This is a genomic window from Saccharopolyspora flava (assembly GCF_900116135.1).
Classification (GTDB): Bacteria; Actinomycetota; Actinomycetes; order Mycobacteriales; family Pseudonocardiaceae; genus Saccharopolyspora; species Saccharopolyspora flava.
On record NZ_FOZX01000015.1, the window covers coordinates 55833 to 68258 of the forward strand.

Below are 12426 nucleotides of genomic sequence, written 5' to 3' on the forward strand. Positions count from 1 at the left end.
CCCGCGTTTTCCCGCCACTCGATTTCGCTGGTGGCGGGCTGAATCCGCACATCTCATTCCCGGATTCTCCATTTCGGGATGGAGGACTGAACACGCATGTCTGCGCAACCGGCCCGATCCACGAAGCGGCACCTGCCGTCCGCCCTGCTGCCGAAGGCGCTGCGGCCCAAGACGGTGCGGGCCAAGACCGTCGCTCTGCTGGCGGTGCCCGTGGTCTCGCTGATGGCGCTGTGGTCGCTGACCACCGTGACCGTCGTGCAGGACGCCTGGTCGCTGCACCAGGCCGAACAGCTCGACCGCGCCCTGTCGGCGCCGCTGCACCAGGTGGTGCGCGACCTGCAGGACGAGCGGGCGGCCGCGGCGCGCCACCTGTCCACGCCCGGCTCCACCGGCGAGCTCGAAGCGCTGCACCAGCGCAGCACCGCGGCCGCCGAGGAGCTGCGCACCCAGGTGCAGCGCTCCAGCGCGACCATCGCCAACCTCGCGCCGCAGATGCGCGACCGCGTCGCCGCGTTCAACACCGACCTGGACGCCCTGGCCGACCGGCACCAGTCGGTGCTGGCGGCCAACACCGACTGGGACGGCACCTACCGGGCCTACACCGCCGCGATCGACGGCGCCTTCTCGCTTCAGGAGCAGATCGCGACCGCCCAGCAGGGCCAGGCCGCCGAGGACGCCCGGCTGGCGCTGGGCATCGGGCGGGTCGAGGAGATGCTGGAACGCCAGAACACCGCCGCCACCTCGGCTTTCGCCGGTGCGCGGATGAGCGGTGAGCAGCACGAGGCGTTCGCCGAGGCGCTGGGCGGGCAGCGCGTGCTCACCGCCGACCTCATGCCCGACCTCGCCGCGGGCGACCGCGACGCCTACCGGCAGCTCACCGAGACCGACGCCTACCGGGACCTGGCCGACATGCAGTCCCGGCTGCTGAACACCGACCCGGCCGCGCTCGGCACGGTCCCGCCGAAGCTGTGGGACGAGTCGGTCGCGCAGGTCTCGCAGGCGATGGACGCCGGCCGCGACCGGGTCGCGCAGGCGGGTGCGGCCGCGGCCGCCGCGGCCGGTGCCGCGGTGCTCGACCGCGCGATCTGGACGGTCGCGCTGGGTCTGGCCGCGGTGCTGCTGGCGCTGGCGATCTCGGTGCGCATCGGCCGCGGCATGGTCATCGAGCTGGTCGGACTGCGGAACTCGGCGATGGAGCTGGCCGACGAGCAGCTGCCCGCGGCGATGCGGCGGCTGCGGGCCGGCGAGCACATCGACGTCTCCACCGCCGTCCCGGTGATCACCCCGGGCGAGGGCGAGGTCGGCCAGGTGGGCCGGGCGCTCAACGCCGTGCAGCACTCGGCGCTGCAGGCCGCCGCCGAACGCGCCGAGCTGCTGACCGGTGTCTCCGGCGTGTTCGTCAACCTGGCGCGGCGCAACCAGTCCCTGGTGCACCGGCAGCTCGGGCTGCTGGACTCGATGGAGCGCCGCACCGAGGATGAGACGGATCTGGAGGACCTGTTCCGGATCGACCACCTGGCCACCCGCATGCGCCGCCACGCCGAGAGCCTGATCATCATGTCCGGCGCCACGCCGGGCCGGGCCTGGCGGACGCCGGTGGCGCTGATGGACGTGATCCGCTCGGCGGTCTCCGAGGTCGAGGACTACACCCGGGTCAAGATCCGCCGGCTGCCGGACGAGCTGTCGGTGCTGGGCTCGGCGGTGTCGGACGTGACGCACCTGTTCTCCGAGCTGGTGGAGAACGCCACGAACTTCTCGCCGCCGGATGCCACCGTCCTGGTGCACGGCGAGGCCGTCGGTTCCGGGTTCGTGATCGAGATCGAGGACCGGGGTCTGGGCATGGCGCCGGAGCGGATGGCCGAGGCCAACCAGCGGGTCAGGGAGGCGCACCGGCTGGAGCTGTTCGACAGCGGTCAGCTCGGCCTGTTCGTGGTCAGCCGCCTGGCGCACCGCCAGGGCATCCAGGTCTCGCTGCGCCGCTCCCCCTACGGCGGCACCACCGCCGTGGTGCTGATCCCGTCGTCGATCCTGGTCAACCCGGTGCGCGACGCCGAGTCCACGATGGACTCCCTCGAACCCGTCGCTCCGCCCGCCGAGGCGTTCCCCGAGCGGGAGCCGGTGCCCGCGGTGGCCACCCGGCTGCCCGACGACCACCCGGAGCCGGCGTGGACCGCGCCCGAGGTCGTCGACGCCGCCCCCGTCGAACCCGGCCCGGTCGCGGAACCACCGGCCCACTTCGAGGGACGGCTCGACGACGACGAGGAGTTCGCCGGGCTCCCCCGCCGCAAGCGGCAGGAGAACCTCGCGCCCGGACTCAAGGCCCGCGACACCCGCGGCACGACTCAGGACGGACCGGCGCCGTTCGGCGACCGGGTCTCGCCGGAGACGGCGCGCTCGATGATGTCGGCGCTGCAGGAGGGCTTCGCCCGCGGCCGCGGCGACCGCGATGACTGAGGTGACCGGGACGACCGACACGAGGGGAAACGACGCGATGCACGCGACCGAGCAGACCCGGGAGCTGAGCTGGCTCCTGGACGACCTGGCCACCAAGGTGCCGATGGTGCGGGTCGCCCTGCTGCTGTCCAACGACGGCCTGGCGATGGCCTCCTCGGCGTCGATCAGCGCCGAGGAGTCCGAGCACCTGGCGGCGGTGGCCTCCGCCCTGCAGAGCCTGGCCAAGGGCACCAGCAGGCACTTCGACGCCGGATCGGTCCGCCAGACCATGATCGAGATGGACGGCGGCTACCTGTTCGTGGTGGCCGCCGGCGGCGGCACCTGCCTGACGGTGTTCGCCGACGCCGGTGCCGACATCGGCTTCATCGCCTACGAGATGGCGCGGCTGATCAACCAGGTCGGCGAGCACATGTTCACCGCCGAGCGGTTCCGCGATGCGTGAGGCGGGACCGTGAACTCCGATCAGCACTGGTTCGACGACGAGGCGGGCCCGATGGTCCGGTTGTTCGCGCTGACCCAGGGTCGCGCGAAACCCCAGGCCACCGGTCTGGACGTGATCGCCCTCGTCGCCGCCCGCACCACGCCCGAGCATGACATGACGCTCACCCCCGAGCAGGCCGGGATCCTCGACCTGTGCCGGGGGCGTCCGACGCCGGTCGCCGAGATCTCGGCCCGCTCGGACCTGCCGCTGAGCGTCGTCCGCGTCCTGCTCGCCGACCTCGTCGAAGCCGGGCACATCCGGGTGGAGCGCCCGACCCCGGCTCGCGAGCTGCCGAGCGAGAACATCCTCCAGGAGGTAATCGATGGTCTCCGCGCGCTCTGACGGCCCGATGGCCCTCAAGATCCTCATCGCGGGCGGTTTCGGCGTCGGCAAGACCACGATGGTCGGCACCGTCAGCGAGATCCAGCCGTTGCGCACCGAGGAGCGGCTCACCGAGGCCGGCGCCCAGGTCGACAGCATCGACGGGGTGGAGCGCAAGACCACCACGACGGTGGCGATGGACTTCGGCAAGATCACCCTGCGGGACCGGTTCGCGCTCTACCTGTTCGGCACGCCCGGCCAGGACCGGTTCTGGTTCTTCTGGGACGACATCGCCCAGGGTTCGCTCGGTGCCGTGGTCCTCGCCGACACCCGGCGGTTGCGCGACTGCTTCGCGGCGGTGGACTACTTCGAGCGGCGGGAGATCCCGTTCATCGTGGCGGTCAACCACTTCGACGGTTCCCGCCACTACGACACCACCACCGTGGCCGCCGCGCTCGATCTGGATCCGGGGATTCCGGTCGTGCTCTGCGACGTCCGGGAGAAGGACTCCGCCAAGGAGATCCTGATCGCCCTCGTCGAGCACGCCAGCCGGACCTACGCCCAGCGCCGCCCCGAACCCGCCACCTACGTCGGACCGGTGGCACGACGTTGAGATTCCCTGGGTGGGGGAAGTTTTCATGAAAACTTCCCCCACCCCCTCGAGAACGCGAGGGAATGGGATATCCCTGACCTCGGGTTTTGCTCGTGATGGGGAAGTTTTCATGAAAACTTCCCCTACCCCGAGCACCGACCGTCACTTGGTCTGATTGCGGACAATTCGAAAGGTTCTCCTCCCGGCGGGCGTTCCCCCGTGTACGGATTCCCATGACATGCGGGAGGAGACCGTGATGTCCAACAACAACCGCGCGCGCAGCGAGAGAACGCGCCGCACGGCAGCGATCATCGCCGCCGCCGGCGCGAGCGGCGTGCTGATCGCGATGGGTGGCACCGTGCATCACTGCACGCCTGGACAGGGCCGAAATGCCCGGGAGTCCAGCTCTTTCAGGTGAATATCAAGGGTTCCCCAGGAACCTTTCGACTCGCACGCCGAACAGCGTTCTCGGGACGGGATTTCCCCGCCGCGCGGGACGCAAAACGCTGGGCGCGCCGGGAAAGAAACCCACCGCTCGGGCTGACGGGCATTCCCCAACACGGCACCCCACGGCGTGGGCGCCCGTCAGGACGTCGTGCGGGCGCGGACCGGGTGGCCGGAGAGGATCGAGACGCGGTTGAAGGCGTTGATCGTGATCGCGGCCCAGGTGATCACCGAGACCTGGTCGTCGGACAGCACCTTCCGGACCTGATCGTAGGTGTCCTGGTCGGGCCGCTGCGCGGCCACCAGCGTCACCGCCTCGGCGAGCTCCAGCGCGGCGCGCTCCTCGGCGGTGAACAGCTCGGTCTCGCGCCAGGCCGGCAGCACGCCCAGGCGCTCGGGGGTCTCCCCCGCCTCCAGGGCGAGGCGGGTGTGCCGGTCGAGGCAGAACGCGCACCCGTTGAGCTGCGACGCGCGGATGTTGACCAGCTCCAGCAGCACCCGGCCCAGGCCGGCCTCACGCGCGCGCGAGCGGATCTCGGTGGCCGTCGCCGACAGCGCCTTGAACGCCGAGGGCGTCTGCTTGTCGAGGAAGATCCGGTCCGCCATCGGTTCCGCTCCGTTCGCGCAGCTCGCTCGGCGCGCTCCCGCGCCGCACCGTCGCCGCAAACTACCCGAGGCCACCGCTCCCGGTCTCGGCCGGGAGACCGAGAGCACGGTGGGTCAGCAGGTCGAGGGTGTCCAGCAGGCGCTCGGTGTCGGGCGGGTCGTCGCCCTGGACGATGCCCAGGTACAGCGAGTGGTCGATCATGGCCGCCAGCGCGCGGGCGGTGAGCTCCGGGTCGAGGTCGCCGGGCATCAGCCCCTCCCGCTGCCAGCGGCGCAGCGCGCGGGCCGTCCGGGTGATCGACCGGGCCCGGTGCTTGCGCCGGAGCTCCTGGAACTCCTCGTCGAGGGTGGCGACCTGCTCGACGATGGCCATCATCCGCGCGTTGCGCAGGTAGGCCTCGTAGTAGGCGCGGTTGGCGCGGCGGATCCGGGCCGCCGGTGACCTACCGGCGGGCAGCGCGCCCCGGTCGGTCATCTCCGCGAACAGCCGGTCGGCCAGTTCCAGGAACACCGCCTGCTTGGACGGGAAGTAGGTGTAGAACGAGCCGTAGGCGACCCGCGCGCGCTCGGCGATGTGGGCGATCCGGGTGTCCGGGAAGCCCCGCTCCTCGAAGACCTCCCGGGCCGCGGCCAGCAGCTTCTCGCGGGTCCGGGCGCCGCGCTCGGTCAGCGGCCGGTCGGGTGAATCCTGGCTGCTGGACACGGTTTTCCCCTCCCGCCGGACCTTGACAAGCCGGTGCCGCCCGGCTCAGGCTGACAGCGTCTGAAAAGTTGATATGACTGTCAAGTCAGCGCGGAGGCGTCAATGGCGACCAATCCGGAGTTCGAGCTGGGCGGCATCAACCACCTGGCGCTCGTCTCGTCCGACATGCAGCGCACCATCGACTTCTACAGCGGGGTGCTCGGCATGCCGCTGATCAAGACCATCGACCTGCCCGGCGGCTCCGGCCAGCACTTCTTCTTCGACTGCGGCGGCGGGGACTGCGTGGCGTTCTTCTGGTTCCCCGACGCCCCCGATCCCGTGCCCGGCGTTTCGGCGCCGGCCTCGATGCCCGGTGAGGGCGAGCTGCTCAGCGCCGTGGGATCGATGAACCACGTCGCCTTCCACGTGCCGGTCGCGAAGTTCGAGCAGTACCGGGATCGGTTGCGGGACAAGGGCGTTGAGGTGAGCCCGATCCTCAACCACGACAACAGCCCGTCGACGGTGGCCCGCGAGATGCACGACGGGGTGTTCGTGCGGTCGTTCTACTTCCAGGACCCCGACGGGATCCTGCTCGAATTCGCCTGCTGGACCAGGGAGTTCACCGACGCCGACGTCTCGCACACCCCCAAGACCGCCGCCGACCGGACGGTGCAGCGCCATGCCGCGCCTGCGTGAGGTCCCGCGCGCTGAGGTCACCGACGAGCGGATCCGGTTCTTCTACGACCGGCTGTTCGGGCCCGACCGCGATCCGGCCGTCGAGCACGGCACCGCGACCGGCTCGCCCGGGGACTGGTGGACGGTGTTCGCCCAGTCCCCCGAGGTGTTCCGGCACGCGGTGCGGGGTTTCGCGCTGTACCGGGAGTCCGCGCTGGACCCGGTGCTGCGCGAGCTCGGGCAGTGCCGGGCGGGGTGGGCGCGCGGCAGCCAATTCGTGTTCTCCCAGCACTGCAAGCAGCTGCGGGCCCTCGGCGTGGCCGAGGACAAGATCGCCGCTCTGCCGTCCTGGCAGGTCGCCGACTGCTACTCGCGGCCGGAGCGGGCCGTGCTGGCCTATACCGACGCGCTGGTGCTCGACGGCGGCCGCGTCCCGGACGCCGTGTTCGACCGGCTGCGCGAGCACCTCACCGAACCGGAGATCCTGCAGCTGACCTACATCACCTGCATGTACGAGATGCACGCGACGATCGCCAAGGCGCTGCGGCTGGAGTTCGACGACCGCCCCGAGCCGGTCACCGAGGTCGCCGCGCCGGACGGGTACGGGACGCGGGACCTCTCCGCCGACCTCACGGGGTCGTGACCTCCCGGCGGTAGGTGGCGGCGTGGGTCGTGTACTCGGCGTTGCCGTACTCGGCGAGGCGCTGCTTGACGACGCGGGTGGTGTAGCCGTCGGCGATCCTGCGCAGCAGCGGTTGCTCGGCGGCGATCGCCATCGTCACGAAGCGGCCCAGCACGAACGGGGCGGTGGTGGCCACGCAGGCGGCGTCGAGCAGTCCGAAGGGGACGTTCATCCGCTCGGCCCGCTTGCGGTCGCCGCCGCAGATCCCGAGGAAGAACGCCCGGCTCCAGCTGCGCTCGACCGTCTCGGCGGCCTGGTCCAGCAACGAGCGCCCGGGGCGGAGGTCGGCGGCCATCGTGGAGCGGACGAGTTCGCCGCAGGTGGCGTCGTCGAACCCGCGGCGCAGCGTCGCGGCGCGGGCGTGGAAGACCTCGACGATGCCGGAGGCGGTGGTGGGCAGCAGCTCCTCGGGCAGGCCCAGCAGGAAGCAGCGGTAGCGGCTGACCTCCAGCATTGCCCGCTCGCGCGCGGTGAACTCGCCGCGGCCGGCGCCGAGGGCCATCATCGCCGACAGGTACATGTTGATCAGCCCGGCCGGCATCTGGTCGGCCTGCGGCACCGGCACCCCGTAGACCTCGGGGTCCCACCCCTCGGGGCTGCTCAGCGCGTTGCAGCGCACCACCGAGTGCATCAGCCGGACCATCGCGGCCGCCTCGAAGCCCTCGCCGTAGCGCCCCAGCGCGCCGGGCAGGGTGGTGACGGTGAAGAAGTTGGCGGTCTCGTTGACCCGCCGGGCCGCGCGCCGCCCGGTCAGCGCTCCGGTCAGCGCCATCGGCAGCGCGGCGTAGGTGTTGATGAAGGTCGCCAGGAACGCGCCGCGGGTGATGTAGGGCGACAGGAACGCGGCGCCGATGCGCAGCTGGCGCGCGCCCTCCTCGACCAGGTCCATGTCGAGCCAGTCGGGCGTGTCCTCCATCGCCGCGATCAGCGCCCGCAGTTCGTCGGGCGCGTCGGGCACGGTGTCCACACCGGACCGGCAGGCCTGCTGCAGCATCCGGATCAGCGGGTTCACGCCGCGCTCGCGGGAGAGGGCGGCGTAGGCGTCGGCGACGACGTCGCCGAGCATCGTGGTGGTGCGGATGAGCTCCACGGCCCGGTCGTCGGCGAGCACGGCGTCGCGATCGCCGACCCACTCGGGCAGGTCGGACTTGACGCCCGGGTCGGTGGTGAACCGGTGCGGGGTGGTGTCGAAGTCGATGCAACCGTAGAGGTCGGGGAGCCGATCCCGTTGCGCGCGGGCTCTTTCGGCGAGTTCAGGGTGGTGGAGCGTCATCGGTGACACCTCAACTTTCAACCTGTTAGTTACAGGTTGACGGGTGTCGGATAGAGTGTCAAGGGTGACCGGGTCCTCCAGCGCGCGCAGACGGATGAGCGCGGTCGACCGCCGCGAGCAGATCCTCGACGTGACCCACCAGATCGTGGACGCCGACGGGTTCCACGCGGCGACGCCGAACCGCATCTCCGAGGCCGCCGGCATCACGCGCCCGGTCCTCTACCAGCTCTTCGGCGACCTGCCGAGCCTGTTCGTCGCACTCGTCGACCGCGAGTCCGAGCGCGCGAGCGCCCAGTTCGCCCGCGCCACCGCGCACCTCTCCGACGAGGACCGGCTGATCAGCACCTTCTGCGGGATGCTCGACGCCGTCGACGACAACCCGGCGACCTGGCGGTTGTTCCTGTTCCCGCCGCAGGGCGCTCCCCCGCAGCTGCACCGGCGGCTGGCCGAGTCCGAGGAGCTGGTGCTGCGCTTCCTGCAGCAGGAGATCGAGAAGTCCCTGCCCGGACTCCCCGACCCCGAGTACACCGCGCGGATGGTGCACGCCTCGGGCCGCGAGCTGTTGCAGCGCCGCCTGGCCGACCCCGAGCACGCCACCACCGAGCGGCTCACCGCGCTGGTCCGCCAGGTCCGGACCTGGACGCTGTCGGCGAGCTGATGCCGGCCGCGCCTGCGACCGGCATCAGCGGCTCTCACAGCGAGGCGGGCAGCACCAGGAAACCCCACGCCAGCACCGGTCCGATGCCGACGATCCCCGCCGTGTACCCGATGATCCGCTTGTAGAAGCGCTCCCGGTCGACTCCGCGCGCGTTGCTGAGCACCAGCGCGCCGTTGGTCGAGAACGGCGAGGTGTCCACGATGGTCGTCGAGATGGCCAGCGCGGCCACCAGACCCACCGCGCTGACGTGGCTGGCCAGCAGCAGCGGCACCGCGATCGGGATGATGGCGGTCAGGATCGCCGTCGACGAGGCGAACGCCGAGACCACCGCGACCACCAGGCACAGCAGCAGCGCGACGAACAACGGGGCACCCATCCCGGCGGCACCGCGCGAGATCGTGTCGATCGTGCCCGCCTTCTCCAGGATTCCCACGTAGGTCACCATGCCCGCGACCAGCAGGATCGTGTGCCAGCTGATGCCCTCGACGGCCTTCGACTGGTTCTTCATGTCCACCAGAGCCAGCACGGCACCGGCCGCCAGCGCGAGGAACCCGATCTCCAGGTGGAAGCCCAGCGCGCCGATCACCAGCACCGCCAGCGCGACCAGGGTCAGCCCCTGCCGCCAGGTCACTCCCGCCGCACCGGTCTGCTCGGTCTCCTCGCCGAGCTGTGAGGGCGCGGCTTCCGGGGTGGTGCGGCGCAGCAGCAGGAACGTCAGCGCCGACAGCAGCGCGTTGAAGGCGAAGCTGGCCAGGAACAGCGCCAGCGGGGACACCGCCAGCGGCGTGCCGTCGACCATGCCCAGCACGAGCGCCCCGGACACCGCGATCGGCGAGAACGCTCCGGCGTGCGCACCGCTGATGACCATCATGCCGACCATCAGCTGGCTGATGCCGTAGCGGTAGGCGAAGTTCATGCCGACCGGCACCAGCAGCGCCACCGCGGCCGGGGTGAAGGTGCCGAAGGCGGTCAGCACCGCCGCCACCCCGAACAGCACCCACGGCACCAGCGCGGCTCTGCCCCGCACCAATCTGATCCCGACCCGCACCAGCAGGTCGATCGTGCCGTTGCGCTGCGCCACCGAGAACAGGTAGGTGACGCCGACGATGGTGACGAACAGCGAGACGGGGAAGCCCTCGAAGATCTCGTCCTCGCTGAGCCCGAGGGAGGCGGTGCCGACGACGAACGCGCCGATGAAGGCGAGGATCCCGATGTTGATCGGTAACAGGGTCGCGACGACGAACATCACGCCGAGCGCGGCGATGGAGATCAGTTCAGCAGACATCATTGTCCTTGCGGGTGGGAATCAGGCGGAATGCTAAGCGGGAATCGGCTCGGGGACCACGATGTCGGCCGCGCAGAGGATGCGGGCCGCGCGGCGGACGGTGACCCGCCGGGGTCCTGACGTGGTGAGATCACCGCTGGTGACGGTGATGACACCGGCTGCGGTCGCGATGCGCAGCTCGCAGCCGCCGGGCGAGGCGGAGGCGGCGTGCACCGCCGAACCGTCGAGCAGGTTGGCGGCGGCCACGCCGACGGCCGAGGTGAGGCCGATGGCGGGGTGCGGGGCGTTCATCGACAGCATCCGCACCGACACGTCGTGGTCGGCGGCGGAGATCTCGTCGCCCAGGGTCGTGCGGTAGTCCCGGGGCGGGCCGACCAGACCGACCTTGGGCACCGCGTCGGTGACCGGGTCGCCTGGCGCGGTCAGCCCCATCCGGTGGGCCGCGCGGTGCCGGAACCGCCGCAGCGGTTCGACGAGTTCCTCCACCTCGCGGAGGGTTTCGGCCCCGGTGAGCCCGTCGGCGCGCAGCAGCACCATCGGCGCACCGGCGTCGATCATGGTGACCCGGGCGCGCAGCCCGTCGATCTCCCAGTCCTCGGCGACCTCGCCGCCGGGCAGCAGCGACCCGGTGGTGCCGCCGGCCGGGTCCAGGAACGTCAGGCCCACGGCCACTCCCCCGGCTCGCGTGCCCGGCACGGTCTGGGTGCCGAACTCGGGCACCTGACCGCCGGGCGTGTCGACCTCGGCCTCCAGGACGGCGCCGGTGTTGGTGTTGCGCATGACCACGCGCGTCCGGTCGCCGGTGGCCGGGACCAGTCCGCGCGCCACCGACCACAGGGCGATCGCTGTCGCGCAGTTGCCGCAGTTGCTGCCCCACTCCACCCGGCCGGTGCCGATGCCGACCTGCGCGAACAGGTAGTCCACGTGCGCACCCGGCGTGCCGGACGGGCGCACCACGGCGGCCTTCGACGTGGTCGGGGTGGCCCCGCCGATGCCGTCGAGCTGGACCGGGTCGGCGGCGCCGTAGGCGTTGACCAGCAGCGCCTCGACGTCGCCCACCGACGTGGGCAGCTCGGCCTCGTCGAACAACCAACACTTGCTGGTGCCACCGCGGACCAGCGTTGCCGGAACGTGCACGCCAACCTTCTTCCTCGCTCCGAATCGTTGGCGCTCACCCTGACAAGACCTCCGAGTTCAGTACAATGTTCGAACCCTTACCCATCCTTAAGCTGAGCTAATACCTCTTGGGAGTGCGCGTGCTCGACGTCCGCAGAGTGTTGCTGCTGGTGGAGGCCGCCGAACTCGGCTCGCTGACCGCGGCGGCCGACGCGCTGGCCATCACGCCGTCGGCCGCCTCGCAGCAGATGTCGCGGCTGGAAGCGGAGGTCGGGCAACCGCTCCTGCACCGGTTGCCGCGCGGCGTCCGGCTCACCGACGCGGGTGCCGCGCTGGCCGAGCGGGGACGCGCGATCCGGCGCGAATTGCGGGGCGCGCAAGCGGATTTGGAGTCGCTGGCCCAGCTCGACCGGGGCACGTTGCGGCTGGGTTCGTTCCCGACGGCCAGCGCGTCGCTGCTGCCGCTGGCGCTGACCCGCTTCTCCCGCAAGCACCCGGGTCTGCGGACCTCGGTCCGCTCGGCGCTGTTCGACGACCTGCTGGACCTGCTCGACACCGGCGAGATCGAGCTGGCGCTGCTGTGGGACTACGAGTGGAACCGCACCGACGAGCAGTCGCTGCAGGTCGAGCACCTGCTCGACGACCCGACGGTGCTGGTGGTCCCGGCGAACTCGGAGCTGCTGGAGGAACCGCGCATCAGCCTCGCCGACCTGGCCGGGCAGGAGTGGATCATCCGCGCCGACAACCACCCGGTCGCCGAGGTGCTGCGGCGCAGCTGCCGGCTGGCCGGGTTCGAACCCCGCATCTCCTACGAGTCGCACGACTACCAGGAGGCCCAGGCGATGGTGGCCGCCGGTCTGGGCATCGCGATAGCCCCGCGCCTGGCCCTGACCAACCGCAGGCACGACGTCCGGCTGGTGCACTTCGCCGACGACGTCCCGGCCCCGACGCGGCGAATCCTGCTGGCCCGCACCGCGAACCGGCCGCCGACCCCGGCCGCTTCGGCGATGACCGAGATCATGCGCGCCGTCGCCCAGCGCTTCACCGACTCCAACCTGCACCGCACCCAGCTCGGCACGGTCCGCACCGGCTGATCCCCGCTGCGGGCACGCCCGGCGGCGTCGTGTTCGAATGGCACCACGGCACATCGAACGAGG

The 12426-nt window shown here is 71.3% G+C and carries 14 protein-coding genes; 9 read left to right on the forward strand and 5 right to left on the reverse strand.

All coding sequences use genetic code 11. From position 1 onward, the window contains the following. Window positions 1-96: 96 nt before the first annotated feature. From BM424_RS27455 to BM424_RS29030, 5 genes are all read left to right on the forward strand, one after another. A complete protein-coding gene (locus tag BM424_RS27455) occupies window positions 97-2454 on the forward strand; it encodes a sensor histidine kinase (protein WP_093424010.1) in 2358 nt (785 codons plus the stop codon). Beyond that, window positions 2447-2896, forward strand: a complete 450-nt coding sequence (locus BM424_RS27460; protein ID WP_342742659.1) for a roadblock/LC7 domain-containing protein — start codon at window positions 2447-2449, stop codon at window positions 2894-2896. The genes BM424_RS27455 and BM424_RS27460 overlap by 8 nt, the downstream gene beginning before the upstream one ends. 9 nt (window positions 2897-2905) lie before the next feature. Continuing rightward, window positions 2906-3277, forward strand: coding sequence for a DUF742 domain-containing protein (locus tag BM424_RS27465; protein WP_245776172.1), 372 nt, complete (start codon window positions 2906-2908; stop codon window positions 3275-3277). Then, the gene (locus BM424_RS27470) at window positions 3258-3869 is read left to right on the forward strand and encodes a GTP-binding protein (protein WP_093424013.1); all 612 of its coding nucleotides are present in this window, start codon (window positions 3258-3260) and stop codon (window positions 3867-3869) included. The genes BM424_RS27465 and BM424_RS27470 overlap by 20 nt, the downstream gene beginning before the upstream one ends. A gap of 235 nt (window positions 3870-4104) precedes the next feature. Next, window positions 4105-4266, forward strand: a complete 162-nt coding sequence (locus tag BM424_RS29030) for a hypothetical protein (protein WP_175548290.1) — start codon at window positions 4105-4107, stop codon at window positions 4264-4266. Window positions 4267-4433: 167 nt separating this feature from the next. Here the strand turns inward: BM424_RS29030 and BM424_RS27480 are convergent, their stop codons facing one another. Then, window positions 4434-4898 carry a carboxymuconolactone decarboxylase family protein gene (locus tag BM424_RS27480; protein ID WP_093424018.1) on the reverse strand — a complete coding sequence of 155 codons (465 nt, stop codon included), beginning with the start codon at window positions 4896-4898 and terminating at the stop codon, window positions 4434-4436. 61 nt (window positions 4899-4959) lie between these two features. Continuing rightward, window positions 4960-5601 (reverse strand): TetR/AcrR family transcriptional regulator, encoded by a 642-nt coding sequence (locus BM424_RS27485; protein WP_093424021.1) that lies wholly within the window; start codon window positions 5599-5601, stop codon window positions 4960-4962. Between the two features lie 102 nt (window positions 5602-5703). Here BM424_RS27485 and BM424_RS27490 point away from each other — a divergent pair, with 102 nt between their 5' ends. Together BM424_RS27490 and BM424_RS27495 are read left to right on the forward strand one after the other, a co-directional pair. Further along, on the forward strand, window positions 5704-6276 hold the full coding sequence (locus BM424_RS27490; RefSeq protein ID WP_093424023.1) for a VOC family protein: 573 nt from the start codon (window positions 5704-5706) through the stop codon (window positions 6274-6276). Next, entirely contained in the window at window positions 6260-6898 is a 639-nt protein-coding gene (locus BM424_RS27495) for a carboxymuconolactone decarboxylase family protein (RefSeq protein WP_093424025.1), read from the forward strand. The genes BM424_RS27490 and BM424_RS27495 overlap by 17 nt, the downstream gene beginning before the upstream one ends. Here BM424_RS27495 and BM424_RS27500 read toward each other — a convergent pair. After that, window positions 6885-8210 carry an oxygenase MpaB family protein gene (locus tag BM424_RS27500; RefSeq protein WP_093424028.1) on the reverse strand — a complete coding sequence of 442 codons (1326 nt, stop codon included), beginning with the start codon at window positions 8208-8210 and terminating at the stop codon, window positions 6885-6887. The genes BM424_RS27495 and BM424_RS27500 overlap by 14 nt on opposite strands. A gap of 64 nt (window positions 8211-8274) precedes the next feature. On the opposite strand from BM424_RS27500, the gene BM424_RS27505 reads away from it, so the two are divergent. Continuing rightward, the gene (locus BM424_RS27505; RefSeq protein ID WP_217649863.1) at window positions 8275-8868 is read left to right on the forward strand and encodes a TetR/AcrR family transcriptional regulator; all 594 of its coding nucleotides are present in this window, start codon (window positions 8275-8277) and stop codon (window positions 8866-8868) included. 34 nt (window positions 8869-8902) lie between these two features. On the opposite strand, the gene BM424_RS27510 is transcribed toward BM424_RS27505, so the two are convergent. Both BM424_RS27510 and BM424_RS27515 read right to left on the reverse strand, forming a co-directional pair. After that, window positions 8903-10153 carry an SLC13 family permease gene (locus BM424_RS27510; protein WP_175548291.1) on the reverse strand — a complete coding sequence of 417 codons (1251 nt, stop codon included), beginning with the start codon at window positions 10151-10153 and terminating at the stop codon, window positions 8903-8905. Between the two features lie 33 nt (window positions 10154-10186). Then, window positions 10187-11290: a PrpF domain-containing protein gene (locus BM424_RS27515; protein ID WP_093424033.1), complete on the reverse strand. Its 1104-nt coding sequence runs from the start codon at window positions 11288-11290 to the stop codon at window positions 10187-10189. Between the two features lie 119 nt (window positions 11291-11409). Between BM424_RS27515 and BM424_RS27520 the strand changes: the two genes are divergently transcribed. Beyond that, complete coding sequence (locus tag BM424_RS27520; RefSeq protein ID WP_093424181.1) at window positions 11410-12363, forward strand: LysR family transcriptional regulator; 954 nt, start codon at window positions 11410-11412, stop codon at window positions 12361-12363. Window positions 12364-12426: the final 63 nt, after the last annotated feature.